This is a genomic window from Micromonospora chokoriensis, assembly GCF_900091505.1.
GTDB lineage: Bacteria > Actinomycetota > Actinomycetes > Mycobacteriales > Micromonosporaceae > Micromonospora > Micromonospora chokoriensis.
On the sequence record NZ_LT607409.1, the window covers coordinates 4716397 to 4733604 of the forward strand.

The 17208-nt window shown below is 70.2% G+C and carries 20 protein-coding genes and 1 pseudogene; 11 read left to right on the top strand and 10 right to left on the bottom strand.

Annotated elements, in window-relative coordinates; genetic code table 11:
- The first annotated feature begins 3 nt into the window (after positions 1-3).
- Positions 4-1557, top strand: a complete 1554-nt coding sequence (locus GA0070612_RS21785; RefSeq protein ID WP_197699211.1) for an ArnT family glycosyltransferase — start codon at positions 4-6, stop codon at positions 1555-1557.
- Between the two features lie 60 nt (positions 1558-1617).
- Here GA0070612_RS21785 and GA0070612_RS21790 read toward each other — a convergent pair whose 3' ends face one another.
- Complete coding sequence (locus GA0070612_RS21790) at positions 1618-2100, bottom strand: RrF2 family transcriptional regulator (protein WP_197699212.1); 483 nt, start codon at positions 2098-2100, stop codon at positions 1618-1620.
- 123 nt (positions 2101-2223) lie between these two features.
- Here GA0070612_RS21790 and GA0070612_RS21795 point away from each other — a divergent pair, with 123 nt between their 5' ends.
- Positions 2224-2967, top strand: coding sequence for an SDR family oxidoreductase (locus GA0070612_RS21795; RefSeq protein ID WP_231924288.1), 744 nt, complete (start codon positions 2224-2226; stop codon positions 2965-2967).
- A 69-nt stretch (positions 2968-3036) separates the two neighbouring features.
- On the opposite strand, the gene GA0070612_RS21800 is transcribed toward GA0070612_RS21795, so the two are convergent.
- A complete protein-coding gene (locus GA0070612_RS21800) occupies positions 3037-4287 on the bottom strand; it encodes an MFS transporter (protein ID WP_231924289.1) in 1251 nt (416 codons plus the stop codon).
- Positions 4288-4411: 124 nt separating this feature from the next.
- On the opposite strand from GA0070612_RS21800, the gene GA0070612_RS21805 reads away from it, so the two are divergent.
- The gene (locus tag GA0070612_RS21805; RefSeq protein WP_088989604.1) at positions 4412-5395 is read left to right on the top strand and encodes a LysR family transcriptional regulator; all 984 of its coding nucleotides are present in this window, start codon (positions 4412-4414) and stop codon (positions 5393-5395) included.
- Position 5396: 1 nt separating this feature from the next.
- Here GA0070612_RS21805 and GA0070612_RS32605 read toward each other — a convergent pair whose 3' ends face one another.
- Complete coding sequence (locus GA0070612_RS32605) at positions 5397-5642, bottom strand: GNAT family N-acetyltransferase (RefSeq protein ID WP_231924290.1); 246 nt, start codon at positions 5640-5642, stop codon at positions 5397-5399.
- Between the two features lie 378 nt (positions 5643-6020).
- Here GA0070612_RS32605 and GA0070612_RS21815 point away from each other — a divergent pair, with 378 nt between their 5' ends.
- Positions 6021-6488: an HNH endonuclease gene (locus tag GA0070612_RS21815; protein WP_088989606.1), complete on the top strand. Its 468-nt coding sequence runs from the start codon at positions 6021-6023 to the stop codon at positions 6486-6488.
- Between the two features lie 219 nt (positions 6489-6707).
- Here GA0070612_RS21815 and GA0070612_RS21820 read toward each other — a convergent pair whose 3' ends face one another.
- The 5 genes from GA0070612_RS21820 to GA0070612_RS21840 form a co-directional block, all read right to left on the bottom strand.
- Entirely contained in the window at positions 6708-7097 is a 390-nt protein-coding gene (locus GA0070612_RS21820) for a hypothetical protein (protein ID WP_088989607.1), read from the bottom strand.
- Between the two features lie 311 nt (positions 7098-7408).
- A complete protein-coding gene (locus tag GA0070612_RS21825) occupies positions 7409-9871 on the bottom strand; it encodes an FtsX-like permease family protein (protein ID WP_231924291.1) in 2463 nt (820 codons plus the stop codon).
- Positions 9868-10590 carry an ABC transporter ATP-binding protein gene (locus GA0070612_RS21830; RefSeq protein ID WP_088989608.1) on the bottom strand — a complete coding sequence of 241 codons (723 nt, stop codon included), beginning with the start codon at positions 10588-10590 and terminating at the stop codon, positions 9868-9870. Before GA0070612_RS21830 ends, GA0070612_RS21825 begins: the two co-directional genes overlap by 4 nt.
- The gene (locus GA0070612_RS21835; protein WP_088989609.1) at positions 10587-11180 is read right to left on the bottom strand and encodes a PadR family transcriptional regulator; all 594 of its coding nucleotides are present in this window, start codon (positions 11178-11180) and stop codon (positions 10587-10589) included. Before GA0070612_RS21835 ends, GA0070612_RS21830 begins: the two co-directional genes overlap by 4 nt.
- A gap of 61 nt (positions 11181-11241) precedes the next feature.
- A complete protein-coding gene (locus GA0070612_RS21840) occupies positions 11242-11487 on the bottom strand; it encodes a hypothetical protein (protein ID WP_088989610.1) in 246 nt (81 codons plus the stop codon).
- Between the two features lie 441 nt (positions 11488-11928).
- Here GA0070612_RS21840 and GA0070612_RS21845 point away from each other — a divergent pair.
- From GA0070612_RS21845 to GA0070612_RS21850, 3 genes and pseudogenes are all read left to right on the top strand, one after another.
- Positions 11929-12507: pseudogene (locus GA0070612_RS21845) on the top strand (family 43 glycosylhydrolase); the annotation flags it as partial.
- 127 nt (positions 12508-12634) lie between these two features.
- Positions 12635-12808 carry a hypothetical protein gene (locus GA0070612_RS32850; RefSeq protein ID WP_269458292.1) on the top strand — a complete coding sequence of 58 codons (174 nt, stop codon included), beginning with the start codon at positions 12635-12637 and terminating at the stop codon, positions 12806-12808.
- 124 nt (positions 12809-12932) lie between these two features.
- A complete protein-coding gene (locus GA0070612_RS21850; protein WP_088989611.1) occupies positions 12933-13136 on the top strand; it encodes a hypothetical protein in 204 nt (67 codons plus the stop codon).
- A gap of 159 nt (positions 13137-13295) precedes the next feature.
- On the opposite strand, the gene GA0070612_RS31560 is transcribed toward GA0070612_RS21850, so the two are convergent.
- Entirely contained in the window at positions 13296-13673 is a 378-nt protein-coding gene (locus GA0070612_RS31560; protein WP_157742563.1) for a hypothetical protein, read from the bottom strand.
- Positions 13674-13715: 42 nt separating this feature from the next.
- On the opposite strand from GA0070612_RS31560, the gene GA0070612_RS31565 reads away from it, so the two are divergent.
- From GA0070612_RS31565 to GA0070612_RS21870, 4 genes are read left to right on the top strand one after another with little or no spacing between them, the layout of a single operon-like run.
- Positions 13716-14138 carry a hypothetical protein gene (locus GA0070612_RS31565; RefSeq protein ID WP_157742564.1) on the top strand — a complete coding sequence of 141 codons (423 nt, stop codon included), beginning with the start codon at positions 13716-13718 and terminating at the stop codon, positions 14136-14138.
- Position 14139: 1 nt separating this feature from the next.
- On the top strand, positions 14140-14712 hold the full coding sequence (locus GA0070612_RS21860; protein WP_088989613.1) for an RNA polymerase sigma factor: 573 nt from the start codon (positions 14140-14142) through the stop codon (positions 14710-14712).
- Positions 14709-15641 (top strand): CU044_5270 family protein, encoded by a 933-nt coding sequence (locus GA0070612_RS21865; protein WP_088989614.1) that lies wholly within the window; start codon positions 14709-14711, stop codon positions 15639-15641. Before GA0070612_RS21860 ends, GA0070612_RS21865 begins: the two co-directional genes overlap by 4 nt.
- Before the next feature lie 54 nt (positions 15642-15695).
- Positions 15696-16202 (top strand): hypothetical protein, encoded by a 507-nt coding sequence (locus GA0070612_RS21870; protein ID WP_088989615.1) that lies wholly within the window; start codon positions 15696-15698, stop codon positions 16200-16202.
- A 9-nt stretch (positions 16203-16211) separates the two neighbouring features.
- Here GA0070612_RS21870 and GA0070612_RS21875 read toward each other — a convergent pair whose 3' ends face one another.
- The gene (locus GA0070612_RS21875) at positions 16212-17162 is read right to left on the bottom strand and encodes a DMT family transporter (protein WP_088989616.1); all 951 of its coding nucleotides are present in this window, start codon (positions 17160-17162) and stop codon (positions 16212-16214) included.
- Between the last annotated feature and the right edge of the window lie 46 nt (positions 17163-17208).

Sequence of the window (17208 nt, forward strand, 5' to 3'; positions counted from 1 at the left end):
CGAGTGAGCGAGCCCGCGATCGATATCGACCGACCGCACCGGCCCACCCAGCCGCCGCCGTCGGCGACGCCACCCGAGCCCGGCGCGCCCACGCGCGGTCCGTGGCTGGTGGCCGCCGCCACCACTGTGACGCTGCTGCTGCTCGCCGGTCGGTACGGCTACCACCGCGACGAGTTGTACTTCCTGCTCGCCGGCCGACACCTCGACTGGGGTTACGTCGACCAGGGGCCGCTGGTCCCGGCGTTGGCCCGGCTGCTCGACACGATCGCGCCGGGCAACCTGGTCGTGCTGCGTACCCCGTCGGCGGTGGTGGCCGGCGCCGCGGTGCTGCTGGTCACCGCGATCGCCCGCGAGGTGGGCGGCGGTCGGGGCGCACAGGTCTTCGCGGCGGTGCTCGCCGCGCTGTCCGGCATCGTGCTCGCCAGCGGTCACCTGCTCAGCACCACCACCGTCGACCTGCTGGTGTGGCTGGTCGCGGCGTGGTGCGCGCTGCGGTTGCTACGCACCGGTGACAGTCGTTGGGCGCTCGGCATCGGGCTGGCGCTCGGGGTGGGCATGCTCAGCAAGGTGCTGCCGGCGTTGCTGGCCGTGGGGCTGGTCGCCGGGGTGCTCATCGCCGGGCCACGTCGGCTGCTGCGGGACCGCTGGGTGCTCGCCGCCGCGGCAGTCGCCGCCCTGCTGGCCGCACCGAACCTGATCTGGCAGGCGGCGCACGGCTTTCCACAGCTCGGGGTGGCGGCCTCCATCGCCGACGGGGACAGCTCCTACAGTGGCCGCCTCGACGCGTTCGTCCTCCAGTTCGTCATCATCAGTCCGTACGCCGTGCCGATCTGGATCGCGGGGTTCGTCGCCCTGCTGCGGCGACCGGCGTGGCGGGCGTACCGCGCGGTGGGTTGGGCCTGGTTGGTGGTGGTCGGCATCGTGCTGATCGCCGGCGGCAAGGGTTACTACGACGCGCCGTTGCTGTTGGTCCTCACCGCGGCCGGCGCGGTGGTTACCGCCGGGTGGGCGTCGCGTGGGTCGGTGCGGCTGCGGCGCGGGCTGCTCGCGCTGGGTGTGGTGCCGTTCCTGCTGCCCAACATCGTGCTGTTGCTGCCGGTGCTGCCGGCCGATCGGTTGCCCGGTTTCGTGGTCGACGTCAACTACGACGCGGGCGAGACGATCGGTTGGCCGGCGTTCGCCGACTCGGTCGCCGCCGTCCATCGTGGTCTGTCTCCCGAGGAGCGTTCCCGGGCGGTCATCCTGACCGGCAACTACGGTGAGGCGGGCGCGTTGGCCCGTTTCGGTCCGGCCCGTGACCTGCCCCGCGCCTACTCCGGGCACAACAGCATGGTCGACTTCGGTCGGCCACCCGCCGACGCGGACGTGGTGATCGCCGTCGGCTGGGCCGGTCCCGGCCGGTTGAACTCCTGGTTCGAGTCGTGCACGCAGGCCGGATGGGTGGACCAGCGGGTCGAGGTCGCGAACGACGAAAACGGCGGTCCGATCCACGTGTGCCGGGGGCTGCGGCGTCCGTGGGCGCAGATCTGGGACACCGAGGTACGCCACACCGGGTGACGGTGCTCAGCCGGCTCCGCCGGTCGGGCAGGCTCAGCCGGCTCCGCCGGTCGGGCAGGCTCAGCCGGCTCCGCTGGTGAGCCAGGTCTGGATGCCGGCCAGCGCCTCGGGGCCGGAGTTGCTGTCGACGTCGCGGGCGAGATCGGCGATCGTGACGGCGGCGAGCGCCTGCCGCCAGGCGTCCTCGGCTGCCCACATGGCGCGGGCGACCGGGCACGGCGTCGTGCAGGCGTCGGCCGGGGTCGCGAACGGGCCCCGCTGGCGGATCTCGGTGCAGACGAAGCTGGGCCCGGGCCCGTCGACGGCGCGCACCACGTCGAGCAGCGTGACGCTCTCCGGGGCGCGGGTGAGGACGTAACCGCCGGACTTGCCCTGCACGGAGTGGATCAGCCCGGCGCGGGCGAGGGACTGGAGCTGCTTGGCGAGGTAGCTGCTGGACACGTCGTGCAGCTCCGCCAGCTTGGCCGCCGGGACGGGCGTGTCGCTGGCCGTGAGGACCACGCAGCAGTGCAGCGCCCACTCGACCCCGCCGGACATCTTCATGACGTCACCCTAGTCACCCCGTTACTCGGACCTCTCCTGTCTGAGTATACTTCTCGGACAGAAGAGGTCCGAGTTTGACGGTTCGTGAGTCGGACGAAGGCCCACACACTCGCAGGAAGGTGCATGACCGTGAAGATCGCCGTACTGGGTGGGACCGGCCTCATCGGGTCGCAGGTCGTCAAGATCTTGCAATCCGCCGGGCACGAGGCGGTGCCGCACTCGCTGTCCACCGGGGTGGACCTGCTCACCGGGCAGGGCCTCACCGAGGCGCTCACCGGCGCCGACGTCGTCGTCAACCTGACGAACTCGCCGACCTTCGACGACGCCTCCCCCGCCTTCTTCCAGACGACCATGGACAACCTCCTGGCCGCCGCCGGCAGCGCGGGCGTCGGACACGCGGTGGTGCTCTCCATCGTCGGCGTCGACCAGGTGCCCGACCTGGCCTACTACCGCGCCAAGGTCCTCCAGGAGGACATCCTCAAGGCCGGCCCCGTGCCGTACTCGATCGTGCGCGCCACCCAGTTCTTCGAGTTCGTCGAGGCGATCCTGTCCTGGACCGCCGACGACACCACCGTCCGCCTGCCCGAGACCCCGGTGCAGCCCATGGCCGCCGCCGACGTGGCACAGGCCGTCGCCGACGTCAGCATGGGCGCGCCCCTGCAGGGCATCCGCAACGTCGCCGGCCCCGACGTCTTCGCCCTCGACGAGTTGGGCCGGATCACCCTCGCCGCCCGCGGCGACCAGCGCACCGTCACCACCGAGAGCGCCGGCATGTTCGCCGCCGTCCCCGGTGACGTCCTCACCGCCCCCGCCGGGTCCGTCATCGCTCCCACCGCCTACCGGGAGTGGCTCGGCCGCCAGGGCTGACCCGCCGATCGGCACGCACGCCGCCGTGGCTTTCGACCACCACGGCGACGTGCGGTACGGGCCCTCAGGTCACGACGACACCGAGGTCACCACCGCACCATCGGACACCGGGTCGACGGCCGGGCGGCGGGGAAGCAACAGCGGGCTGGCGAGGATCAGCAGTCCCGCCACCGCGATGGCCGTGCGAGGACTCGTGGCGTCGGCGAGCAGTCCGCCGAGGGCGCTGAGGACGGCGATGGCGGCGCTGCTGCCGATCGACCAGGCGGTGAGCGTACGGACGGTGCGATCCCGGGGCGTCTGCTCCAGCCGGTACGTGGCGAGAACCGGGTTGTACAGGCTCATGCTGAGGATGATCGCGAACTCGACGGCGATCACCGTCGCGAGTCCGGCGACGCCGGGCTGGACGAACGCCAGGCCGATCAGCCAGACCGCGCGCACCGTCCCGACGGTACGCAGGATCCGGTGCTGCCCGTAGCGCGTCACGACCCGACGGGCCAGGCGTGACCCGACGAGTCCGCCGAGGCAGGGCACGGCGAAGGCGAGACCGTACTGCCAGGGCGGGAATCCGAGGTCACCGAGCAGGAGGACGGCCAGCAGCGGCTCGGTGGCCATGATCAGCCCGTTGACGAGCAGCTGGTTGAGGTAGAGCGCCCGCAGACCTCGGTGGGTGAACAGGTGCCGCCAACCGTCCAGCACCGCACCGGCCCGGCCCTGGCGGCCGCCGCCGCGCTCCGGACGTTCCTCCCGACCCCGGATCGCCGTGATCCCCAGTGCGGACAGCAGATAGCTGAGCGCGTCCGCGCCGATGCTGGTGACCGGCCCGAACACACCGACCGCCGCGCCGCCCAGCGGCGGCCCGAGCGCGATGGCGCTCCACGTCGTCGACTCGAACCGCGCGTTGGCCGAGAGCAGGTCGTCCGGCCGGACGAGGACCTTGAGGTAGGCGCCACTGGCCGCCCCGAAGGCGATCCTGGCGGTGGCGACGACGGCCGAGACGACCACCAACTGGGCGAAGCTGACCCGGCCGAGGGCGTACGCGACGGGGATCGTCAGCAGGGCGGCGAACCGGATGAGGTCCATCGCGATCAGCACCGGCCGCTTGCGGTGGAACTCCACCCACGGCCCGAGCGGCACCGCGACCAGCGCGCCCACCGCCGGGCCCACCGCGGCCAACGCGGACACCTGGGCGGGGCTGGCGTCCACCACCAGCACGGCGATCAACGGCAGAGCGCCGAAACCGAACCCGGAACCGTACGCGCTGACCGCGTACGCCGCCCACAACCAGCCGAACCGCCGCCCGAGGGACCGTCTCGCGACCACGCCCACCCCGCTTCCGGACAACCGTTTGTTGACCGATGCGAGCAAAGCAAAGCACTGACCACGGATCAAACAACCGAAGCGCCGGCCAGCCACAACCAGACGTTGTGCGGGTAAGGTTCGGGCCGTGGATCTCGACGCCGTGCGCACCTTCGTCGCCGCCGCCGACGCCGGCCAGTTCCAGGACGCCGCCGCCGCGCTCGCGATCACCCAGCAGGCCGTGTCCAAGCGCATCGCCGCCCTGGAGAAGGACCTCGGGGTACGCCTGTTCAACCGCACGCCGCGCGGCGTCCACCTCACCATCGACGGTCAGACGTTCCTGCCCCACGCCCGTGAACTGATCCGGGTCGCGGCGCGCGCCGACGCGTCAGTACGCCCCGGCCGGCGTGCCCTACGCGTCGACGTGCACAGCCGACGGATCGCGTCGGCAGTGGTGCTCCAGGACTTCCACCGCGCGCACCCACGCGTCGAGTTGGACGTGGTCACCCTCGACGCCGACGTGCACGCCGCGGCAGCCGCCGTCGAGGCCGGCGCGGTCGACGCGTCCTTCCACGCCGTGCCCGTGCCCGCGCGGCACCTGCCGGACGCGATCAGAGTCGCCCGTGTGATCGACGAGCACCACGAGATCCTCGTCGGGCCGCGCCACGCGCTCGCCAACGCCGGCGTGGTCACGCCCGCCGACCTCGCCGCGCACCGGATCTGGATGCCCGGCATGGCTCCCGGCAGCGAATGGGCCGACTACTACGACGAACTCGCCGCCGCGTTCGGCCTGACCATCGACCTCGTCGGCCCGGTCTTCGGCAACGAGGCCCTGTTGGCCGAGATCGCCGACTCCCCGCACCTGGCGACGTTGGCCGGTGAACGCACGCGGTACCTGTGGCCGGACAGCTACGACCTGCGCCGGATTCCCGTACGCGGGCCGGCGCCGATCTATCCCCTGTCCCTGATCTGGCGCGCCGACAACCGGCATCCCGCGCTCGGCGCGCTTCGCGAGCACCTCGACTCCGGGCAGACGCGGACGCGGTTACCCGACGCCGAGGTCTGGTTGCCGACCTGGGGAGACACGGTGGTCCCGCCGCACCCGTCGAAGGGGCGCGGCGGGACCACGTGACCTACTTCCTGACGACCCACCGGATCCGGCGGGTGTGCCACAGGGCCACCACGCCGATCAGCACCAGCGGGATTCCGGCCGCCGCGACGGTGAAGACGGACGCACCGGTGATCGGCAGGCCGCCACCTCCGCCACCGTCGCCGTTCCCGCCGCCACCCGGGCGCGCGTGGCACCGACCGTAGACACGATGCAGCCCGAACTCGGTGACACCCCAGTCCAGCAACGCCGCGGCGGCCTCGGTGGCCAACCCCCGGCCGCCGTGGTCCGGGTGGACGACGAACCCGATCTCAGCCGTCCGGTGGGCTCTCGCACCTGGCCGTCAACACACGTGCGCATCGGCACCCGCAACTCCCCGATGGCGCTTGCCGCAGTGGTGTGGTGCCCAGAGTGCATGGGTGTTGCCTTTCGGGAGTGGCGAGGCGCTCCCGGCGACACCTACGTCAATCGCCCGACCGCGACGGAAAGGGGAAGGACCCACATCGCTGCACCGTTCATGGGTCTCACCCCCTCGGGCGGGGTCACGTTCGGCAGCAGGCTACAAGCCCCGGCGTCGCCGGATCCAGTGCATTTCGGCGCGTGCCGTCGTCCTGTCGGGCTTGTCAGGGCAGTGGCCTAGCCTGACGAGATGCTGTCGCAGGTGAAGGGCTTGACGCCGCATTTCACTGCGGAGACCCTTCGCGGGTACCTCCTCGATCGTTCGGTCCGTCGGGACCAGGGCTGCCTGATCGTGCGCGGCTACGGCAGCCAGCGGGGCGTCTACCAGAAGGTCGCCGGTCGGGCGTGGGCGCACATCGCGGCCTACGTCGTGTTCGTCGGCGACTTCGATCCGGACCTCGATGTGCAGCACCTCTGCGGGGTGCCCGACTGCATCGAGCCCACCCACCTGCGACAGGTGAGCCGCGCCGACAACTGCCGCACCCGCATGCAGCAACCGTACTGCCGCAACGGGCACGAGCGGGAGATCGATCCCGCGAACGGTCGCTACCGCAAGGTCTGCCGAGTGTGCAACAACGAGGCGCAGAAGAGGTGGCGCGCGCGCCAGGCCGCCGAAGTCGCCGCAGCCCGTGCCACGCACGGCCGCTCGACGGCCTGAGGGTCCACGCCAGGGTTGCCGTCGACGTCTCCGAGCACCCGGCATTCGACGCCGGCCTGGTCCCGACGGAGGGTGAGGGCAGCGGTGCGCCCGCCCGAGCCCTCGCGGGCATCGAGCGGGCGCACCCCCTGGTTCGCCATTCGTCGTGCGAGCAGCTCTCAGATTCGCGCAAGGTTGCCGAGCGCCTGCAGCCGAGGTGGCGCAGGGACTGTGCCGTTCTCAGGCGGTGAACAGGTACGCCGTGATGTCGGTGGCGCCGCTGGTCTTCCAGTCGAAGTTCGTCTTGGTTCCCTTGGGGCATGCCTTGGCGAGCGGAACCCGCGATTCGCCGTTGTTCGCGAAGGCCTTGACCTGAGCACATTTACCGTCAGCCTTGGTGTCCTCCACGAATCCTTCGATCCGCGCGTTCGTGCCGTTGGTGCAGCTGATGTTCCACGAGGCCGCTCCGCCGTCGACCTTCACGTTGTTGAAGACCGCTCCACAGCCTGCGAGGATGCCGAACGAGTCGGGCTGGGACGGTGCCGCCGAGGCCGGCGTTGCGACACCCAGCACCGCCGTCGCCGAGAACGCGACCGCGGCAACCGCTCTGATGGCCTTCTGCTTGAACATTTTCCCGTTCCTCCCGTGAGTTTGCCGAGTCGCACGAGCGGGAGGCCCGCGCTTCATCCAAGCGCGCGAAAGAACGCGCGTCAGCGGCGGAAAGGGCATCGCCACTTTCCCTGGACATCACTCTCGGCTAATGCGGGAAACCATAGCGTGACCAAATCTGCATCGACGACCGTAATCAAGTGATAGACTTCACATTGACATGCGGTAATACATGATGATGACTGCCGCATCGCCACGTCCCGCCGTTCGGCGTGATGACGGGCCGGCACCTCCTGTCGGATCAGCGAAATGCTGTGCGCGGGGGCATGAGTTCAGCTGGCGCGTCGCACGAGCGGGAGCTTCCCGCGCGCCAAGCGGACCGCTACTGCCATCGCCAGCGCGGGCGGCACCAGCACGATGATCAACAACGCGGTCCACGGTACGTGCCAGCGGAGTTCGGTGCTGTAACTGACGTAGGCCGCCGCCGGACCAATGCCTGCTATCAGGCCGAGCACGGCACCCACTCCGGCGATGACCAGCGCCTGCGTCACGGTGATACTCCGCCGGATCCGAGGAGTCGCGCCGACGGCGGCCATGGTGGCCATGTCAGGGCGAAGTTCCACCGCAGCCAAACCGACCGCCACCGTACTGGCCACAATGGTGACCAGAGCGCTCACTGCGGCCAGGACGTAGAACATCGTCGTCACCTGGCGTGAAGACTGACCCGTCGCCGCCGCCGTCTCGATGATGAGTGGCGACGGCGCGGGTTTCGCGGCGGTCAACTGAGCTCGCAGCAGCACCTCGTTCGCCTCTGCCAGCTCAGCCTGCGTCGGCGTACGGGTCGTGTCCACCACGATCAGCCGTGGTTGCGCGTCCACGCCGAGTCGCTGCGCGGTTTCGGGGGAGATCAGCAAGCCTGGAAGCTTGGTGAAGTACTCACCACGGGTAGCCACGACTGCGGGCACCGAGGTGGGTGCCTGGCCGACCGCTGACAGCACGACGTTACCGGTGGCGACGAGAGTGTCGTTGAAAGCCACCGCGTCGCCATGTTCGAGGGCGACCCGTTCGGCGTCGGTCGCGCCGCGGCCGGTCACCACCTGGACGATGTCCGCCGTGCCCACTGCGATGTCCCGTTGCTCCGCGCCGACCATCGCGGAAGGGTCGGTGGGGCTGCCCGGCAGGTTCTGGTAGGCGATGTTGGCGTGGAGGTTCGTCGCAGTTCGCAGCGTGACGGCGGCCCGGGTCGGTAAGGCGGCCGTCATCCGGTTCAGCCCCACCGGCCCGAGCACTTCGGCGGCTTCGACAGGCATCAGCACCTGGCCGGGTCGAGCCTCGACCCGCGTCGGGGCGGCCTCACCGCGCGCCGCGCCTGCCAGCGCCAGCGCGACGCTGCCGGCGACGGCGGCGATCACCGCGCCCATCGCGGCGGACGTGCGAAGCCGATGCCTAACCGCGTGACGCACCGCTAGACGGGCCGGCATGGGAAGCTCGCCGGCGAGTCGTCCGGTTGCCTGCACCAGTGCGGGAGTGCAGGCCACCACACCGAGGAGAAGAGCGATGCCGCCGGCGGCGAGCACCATTGACCGCCCCTGCGGGGTGCCGGACACCACCAGCGCCAGTGTTCCCACGCCAATGAGGCCTACGGCTGCGACCGCACCGGCAGCGTCCAGCCTCGACTGGTCCCGCTGCCCGCCCAATGCGCCGCGGACGAAACGCTGCCGGATCGCGCGGGCCGGCAGCAGCGTCGCCAGCACAGCAATGGCCACGGTAACGCCGACGACCCCCACCAACTGCCAGGCCGGCATCGACACGTCGATCAACGGGTGGTCGGCGATGCGTTCGATGAGCGGTCCAGCGGCGGCGAACGTCGACAGTCCCAGGATCACGCCGGCCGCCGCGGCGAGCGCACCGAGCAGCAACCCTCCGGCCAGGACAACCAGCCTGACCTGCCGGCGCGTCGCGCCGGCAGCGGCTACCACGGCCAACTCCCGACGCTGACGAGCAGCTCCGACGAGAAACGCCGCACCGACCAGAAGCACGAGCTGCGCGCCGGCGAAGCTGACCACTAACACAGCCGTGGCCGCCTCCATCTGGCGCTCGCCGGCTGTCGGCGCCATGTCGGTCCTGGACAGGACCGACATGGTGGCCGAGCCAACGTCGGTGCGCGGGGGCAACCATTCATCGTCGTTCGGTAGCTGCACCATCAACTTGCTGCGCGCCGCGGACAAGGGAAAGTCACGCGGTACGAGTAGCCCTGACGCCCGCAGAGACCGACTCCAGTCGATGACACCGACAACGGTGAGGTCGCGCTGCGGCATGCCCGCGGTGATCCGGCTTCCCGCCCGTACTCCCAGCTCGTCGGCCATGGCCCGGGTTACCGCCACCTCGGAGGGTCCGTCGGGGGCTCGTCCGGCCCGCAGGACGTACCGACCGTGATGGAGGGCATTGTTCGGATCTGCGGCTTCGTACTGCGACGTCCGCAACCCGTCCGGGGTCCGCACCACGGTGCGGGCCTGCGTCAACCCGGTGGTAACGCTGCCCGATGGCAGCGCAGCCTCGATCTCGGGAAGGCTGGCGGCATCGATGATCAGGTCGGCGCTGCCCAGCGTGAAGGTGGTCTCCTGCGCCGAGGTGCCGCTGAGGTTGCTCCAGCTCGCCGTGAGGACCGTTCCGGCGTAGGCGGGGATGAGCAACATCAGCAGGATGAGAGCGCTTCGTCCGCGATGACGCAGCGCGGAACGGCGGGCGATGCGCAGCGCGACGCGCCACGGGCCGACCAGGACTGCGCGACTCACGACGGCTGGCTCAGCAGGTGCTGGGGATCGTCACGCTCCGATGTCGCATCGACCAGGCGACCGTCCCTGAGGAAAATCGTCCGGTCGGCCCAGCCCGCGTACCTCGCCTCGTGGGTGACCAATACACCGGACGCCCCGGCGTCGATCCGCGCCCGCAGAACCGTCAACACGGCCATGCTGGTCTGCGAATCCAGGGCGCCAGTCGGCTCGTCGGCCAGCACCAGCCGCCGCTCCCCCACGAGTGCACGGGCGATGGCAACCCGCTGCTGCTGTCCACCGGAAAGCTGATCGGGGAACCGGTCAGCCGCATCGGCGAGGCCAACCTCATCCAGCGCGACGACCGCCGCCCTGCGCGCCGCCCGCCCTCCGCCGCCCGCCAGCTCCAGGGGCAGGGCTACGTTCTCCGCCGCGGTCAGGTCGGTCACCAGGTTGTAGTCCTGGAACACGTACCCGATCCGGTCTCTGCGCAGATGAGCCACCGCTGTCTCGTCGAGACCACCGAGATCCACGCCCTCGACCTCAATCGACCCGGAGGTAGGCGTATCCAGGCCACCGGCGATGGCGAGCAGTGTCGACTTTCCGGACCCTGACGGTCCCATCACCGCGACGAGTTCGCCGGCCCGCACGTCCAGGTCGACGCCGGCCAACGCGTGGAACGTCACATCACCCGCCTGGTACGTACGCTCCACTGCCCGGAGCCGCAGCACCGGGCCGCTCATCCGTGCACCCGCTCAGACACGAACCGCTGAGGGGTGGCCGAGGCCGGACCGGCCGCAGACCGATGTCGCTGAGGCCGGAGCACCGTCGCCTCCGTGTGATCAAGCCACCGGATCTCACTCTCCAACGCGAAGATCAGGTGATCCAACAGCAGCGGCCAGGTCACATCCTCACCGTCGTCGGCGTGCCGACGAAGGTCGGTGTAGTCACGCATCTGCCGCATCGACTCCGTCCGCTGCTTCTGCACCACGAGGGTGATGTCCACGCTGGGATCCCCGATCGCCATCGCGAGCTTGATCGCCAACTCGCTGCGCGGACGGTCCGAGTCGGCGATCGGCGTCATGTACCAGGCGTCCAGGGACCTTCGCCCCTGCTCGGTGATGGTGAACAACTCTCGCCCGTCCTCGTTGTTGCCGGCCGCGCACACGTGTCCGTCCCGAACAAGACGCTCCAGTGTGGTGTAGATCTGCCCGACGTTCACCGCCCAACTGCCGCCGGTGCGTCCCTCGAGTTCCGTTCGGAGCTGGTATCCGTACTTGGGGCCATCGGCGAAGAGGGCCAACAGTCCCCATCGCACCGCAGTCCGCTGCATGGCCGCACCTTACCCGGTAAGTACTTATTCGGTAAGCATCCTCACTGGCCTTGCCATCGCCTCAGGCAACGGCATCACCGGCGACCAGCTCGTAGCCCGCCTCGGTCCAAGCGACGTGTTGGTTCTGCAGCCACTGCCCACCATCCTCGCCATGAAAGGCAATGCCGTCCTCGGTGACCCGGCCATCGACTGTATGGATCACGCGGATCTCGTCGCCGTCCGGATCCTCGACGCCCAGGTAGGCCATGACGGTCAAGAGTTCGACGCCCGATGCGCCACTGCGGCGGTAAGCCCTACTGAGGTTCATCGCTCGATGATGTCAGCCGCGCCAGGCGCACCCCGCCGTTCATCGTCCGCATCCGCGTCCGCCGCGCCCGTCGACCGTCAGCCACCGTCCGACACCATCCTGCGTCATTACGCACAAGAACTGTCATTATGATGCACGTCCGGTACGCACCTTTTGTGGCGGGTAATTATCGGATTGTTGTTACTGGTAATCCAGTAATTTGGGCGCGGCGATCTCCGGTGGTGTTTTGGAGGACGCCGCGCCAGTGCTCGCGGCCCGGGACTCCTGAAGATGCAGCAAGCCGCGCAGCAGCCGGGATCTGAGCGCCTACCGGACGCTGCTGTCGATCTGCTGCTCCAGCTCGTCGACGAGGTCGACGCCAAGGTGCGTACGGTGCAGTCGGTGTAGAGATGCCTTTCGCGTCGCTGGGGGCCGGTCGGCGCACCGGTAAAGTCAAGTCGCATGCCTCCTGCGACGACATTCCGCAATCCTGTGATTCCCGGCTTCTTCCCGGATCTCAGCGTCTGTCGGGTCGATGAGGACTACTACCTGGTTTGTTCGAGCTTCGAGTACTTCCCCGGCGTACCGATCTTCCACAGCCGCAATTTGATCTCCTGGCGGCAGATCGGCAACGTGTTGGACCGGCCGAGCCAGCTCGACCTGCCGGCCGACACGTACGCGTCGCGGGGCATCTTCGCGCCGACCATCCGCCACCACCACGGCATCTTCTACGAGGTGACCACGAACGTTCGGATCTGGCGGCACCTGATCGTCACCGCGACCGACCCGGCCGGGCCGTGGTCGGAGCCGGTCTATGTCCAGCTCCCGCTCATCGACCCGTCGCTGACCTGGGACGAGGACGACAACTGCTGGCTCACCCTGGCCGGCACCTCGAACTACCGCATCGACCCGGCCACCGGCCAGGTGTTCGAAGGTCCGATCCCCCTGTGGTCCGGTACCGGCGGCCAGTACCCGGAGAGTCCGCACCTCTACCGGATCGGCGACTGGTGGTACCTGCTGCTCTCCGTGGGCGGCAGGCACAGCGGGCACGCGGTGTCGGTGGCCCGGTCCCGCAGCATCCGAGGACCGTTCGAACCGGCTCCGGTTCAACCCGATCCTTACTCACCGCGGCCTGCAGCGACCGATCCAGGCCACCGGTCACGCGGACCTGGTCGACGACCCGAGCGGCAACTGGTGGATGGAGCTGCTGGGCATCCGCCCCAAGGGACAATGGCCGCCGTTCCACGTGCTCGGACGGGAGACCATGCTCGCCCCCGTGCGGTGGGAACACGGTTGGCCGGTCGTCGAGCCGTACGACACGGCCATGCTCGACGTGACGTGAGTGATGATCGAAAAGCCTGCGGCGTTTCGGTGGTCCGTGGACGGCAGGATCTCCGGCAGACGGCTGGCGATGTGTCGTACCAGCGGGTCAGGTGCCGTGCCGTCCTTACCCCTAGACTGGCCGCATGCGGCAGGCGCTGAAAGACCTGACCGTCTCCGAGCACTCTGAGTGGTTCGGCTTGGGCCCGCTGGCGCTCGCCCTTCTGGCCGGTTTCCGCGCATTCGTGGTCGACGCACCCTTCGCCCGCTGGGCGTGGACCGCCGTCGCCGTCCTCATGCTGATTCTCTGCGCCGTCTACGTCATCTGGGCCAGGAAGAACCGCTCCTGAGACGAGGATGCCGGGCAGCTACCGCCATGCGGCTGATCGCGGCGATCTGCACGGTGACTTCGGGGCGGATGGCGAGTGTGCGGCAGTCCTCGGTGGCCAGCGCGTCGAGCTGCAGGTGCGGATCTACGCGAGCCTTCAGGGCGAGAACGACTCCAGCGCCTACTGCTGTACCGCGCGGCTGGGTCCCCGGATGCCGAACCGTTCGGTAAAGGTGCGGATGAACGTCTCGGTCGTGTCTTCCCCGAGAACCTTACGCACTGACGCGACCTTCGCCAGCATGGAGCGGGCCCCGGGCAGGTCACCCGACACCGCCAGGCAGACGGCCAGGGTGGCGTACTCGACCTGCGATTTCGGCTGTCCGAGCAGGGTCTGGATCACCGCCGGCAGCGTCTGGTTGCGGACCAGGAACGGCTCACCATGGGCCGCCTGGTCGGCGACCAACTGGGCGACGACGTCGTCCACTCGTTCTGGCGACGCGACCCACCAGCGGACGAGCGAGACCGTGGACTTTTCCGCGCTGTTCACCAGATCCGCCATGCTCGCACCCACCTGGCACACGGTGCCCGAGCGACCGAAGAGGTGCCGCTGCAACTCGGCGACGGCCGCGAGTTCGACTCCGACGCTGGGGCTGAGCAGGACACCGTCGCGTCCGGCGAGGTTGACGATGAGGTGGAAGACAACCCCGCGGACGGGCTCGCGTACGAAGGCAACCTCGTCGTCGGGCACGAACCGATGCGGCCGCCATCCACCGGGCGCCAACTGGTCGGTCAATCGATCGGCGATCCGCATCGAGATCTGGGCGACAGGTTCCGATCGTGGCGTCACGGAGAAATTGTGGCATCCCACAGTGGCGACGCTTGCCGCGACACCGGCGGTGCGCGGCGCGACCAGTCTGTCAACATCGACAGCGCAACACATGACCGGGCCGGCACACGTCGTCCGTCGGTTCAGGAGTACGGGAACCCAGCGGCGGCTGCGGACAGGTACCGGTGTGACAGCTGAGATGCGGAGCCGAATCCGCGCGGGAGACACCGAGGCGTTCGGGGAGCTCTTCGACGGGCACGCCGACGCGGTCCGTCGGCATGCGGTGTGGAGTGGCAGTGACCCGTCGCTCGCCGACGACGTGGTGTCGCTGACCTTCCTGGAGGCGTGGCGGATCCGTGAGTCGCTGCGCCCGGACGGCGACAGTCTCCGGCCGTGGCTGCTGGGCATCGCCACCAACGTGCTGCGCAACCGGCGGCGGGCGGCGCGGCGGCACCGGGAGGCGCTGCGGCGGCTGCCGGCACGCGACACGGTCCCCGACTTCGCCGACGAGGTGGTCGGTCGGATGCACGACGCCGACCAGGTGGCCGCCGCCGTGGCGGCGCTGCGGGCACTGCGCCGGGCGGACCGGGAGGTGTTCCTGCTGTGCGTGTGGTCGCAACTGGACTACGCGGCGGCCGCCGAGGCGCTGGGCGTACCCGTCGGGACGGTGCGATCACGGCTGTCCCGGGCCCGGACCCGGCTGCGGGCGCTGGCCGAGCAGGAGATGGCACGTACCCGAAAGATCCCCGTCGAGCAGGGAGAGTACCGATGAGCGAGCCCACCGCCCCCCACGTGCCGGCCCTGTCGGCGACCCACCGGCAGACGCTGCGACACCACCTGATGAGCGAGATCGGTCGGCCGCTCCGGCGGCCGAGGCGGATCCTGGTGCTCGCGCCGGCGGCGGGCGTGCTGACCGCCGTGGTCGCGGCCGGCGTGATCACCCAGCCGTGGGCGTCGGACAGCGCGCCGGTGATCGTGGCGGTCGCGCCGGGAGAACAGGCCGGCGCGACACTGCTGCTGAACCGGATGGCCGACGCCGCCGTCGACAAGCCGGGCCCGACGTCCGGCGACGGCGAGTACGTCTACATCCGCAGCCGGGGTGCCTACGCCGAGGTGGGCGACGGGCCGGCCCGACTGCAACCGGTACGCGAACGGGAGCTCTGGATCCCACGGAACGAGCCGGGCGAGGGCCTGCTGCGGGAGCCGCGTTTCGACGTACCCCTCGCGGAGGTGGTCCCCCGACAGTCGCGACTCGACGAGGTGACGCCGAACGCGGCGCTGGTCGATCTGCCCCCCGATCCGGACGCGTTGCTGGCGAAGCTGTACCGGGAGCGGGAGCAACGGGGTAGGGGTAACAGCCGCGACGGCGCGGCGTTCACCGCGATCGGCGACGTCCTGCGTGAGTCGCTGGTGCCGCCTGCGACGAGCGCGGCGCTCTACCGGGCGGCGGCGAAGATCCCGGGGGTCGAGGTGGTCCGTGGGGTCACCGACGCGGCCGGCCGGCGGGGCATCGCTGTCGGGCACACCGAGCTCGACAAACGCGACGAGTGGATTTTCGACGAGCGGACGTTCGAGTACCTCGGCGAACGCAGTTACCTCGTGGCGGACACTGCCGACGGGCCCGCCGGCACGGTGTTGGGAACGACGGCGGTGCTGCAACGGGCCGTCGTGTCCACCCTCGGGGAGCGCCCGCAGCGGTAGCCGGTGTGCGCGTGATTTGACCCTCGACCGGGTCGAGGGCCGAGCATCGGCGGCATGGACGACCAGCCCACACCCGACCCGACCATGACGCGCATCATCGAGGCGGTGCAGCTCGGCCAGGCCGGTGACCCGGCCGAAGCCCGGCACCGCCTCACCGCGTTGTGGGACGAGATCGGCGCGACCGGCGACGCGCTGCACCGTTGCACACTGGCCCATTACCTCGCCGATCTGCAGGAGACCCCCGAGGTCGAGGTGGTGTGGGACGAACGCGCCCTCGCCGCCGCCACCGACCTCACCGACGAACGCGCCCAGCAGCACCACCACGCGCTGCAGGTGCGGGCCTTCCTGCCGTCGCTGCACCTGAACCTCGCCGACGTGCACCGACGACTGCGCGACCCCGACCGGGCCCGGGCACACCTGGACACCGCTCGGAGCCTCGCCGCGCACCTGCCGACCGACCAGTACGGCGATCTGGTTCGCGCGGGCATCCAGCACGTCGACCAGGCTCTCGCCGTGGGCTCGACCCGCCGTCTCGACTCGGACCCCACCGCAGCCGGGTGACAACGCCCCCTACGGCGCGACCGCCGTCGGTTCGGCGACGTCGTTGCGTGCCGGATCCCGTGACGGGCGCGGTGCGCGGACCGACTGGCGCTGGAGGACGACGACGGCGGACAGCACCAGGGCGCCGCCGGCGAGCTGCACCACTGTCAGGTTCTCGCCGAGGACCACCGTGGCGAGGACGGCGGTGACCACCGGTTCGACGGTGGACAGGATGGCGGCGGTCGACGGGCCGGTGCGCCGCAGCCCCGCGAAGAAGGTCAGCATCGCCACGACCGTGGACACCACGGCGATGCAGGTCACCCAGAACCAGCCTCGCCATCCGAAGTCCAGGTGCACGCCGCCGGTGAGCAGGGCGTGGCCGGAGAGGGTCCCGGCCGCGCCGGTCAGCACCAGCGCGGACAGCACCACGGGCGCCAGCCGGTGCACGACGGTGTCGGCGACCAGGATGTAGGTCGTGTAGGTCAGCGCGGCGGCGAAGGCCAGCAGCGCCCCGAGCGGATGGAACCCCACGCCGCCGGCGTCGAGCAGGACCAGCAGCGTTCCGGCCGACGCGGCCACCAGCGCGGCGGCGCGCCTCGGGGAGAGCCGGTCCCGGCCGAGCAGCACCGCCCCCACGGTCACCAGGACCGGGTACGTGTAGAGGATCAGGGCCAGCAGCGAGGCGTCCATCAGTTGCAGGGCGCCGAAGAACAGGCCCGCCTGGGCGGCGTACCCGACGGCACCCAGCCCGACGGCGACGGCCAGCACCTGGCGACCCGTCATCGCCGGGCGCCCGGGAGCAGGCGCAGCGCGGCGTAGACCCGGCCGCACCAGCAGGGCGATCCCGAGCAGGGCGGCGGCCAGGGTGAAGCGCACGAGCAGCAACTCCCCGGTGGGGACGCCCGCGTCGTAGGCGAGCTTGCCGAAGATCGCCATGGCGCCGAAGCACGCCGCGGACAGGAGACACAGTGCTGCACCCATGCAGCCAGGATCGGAGACCCGACCGATCAGGTCCAGCGATGATTCC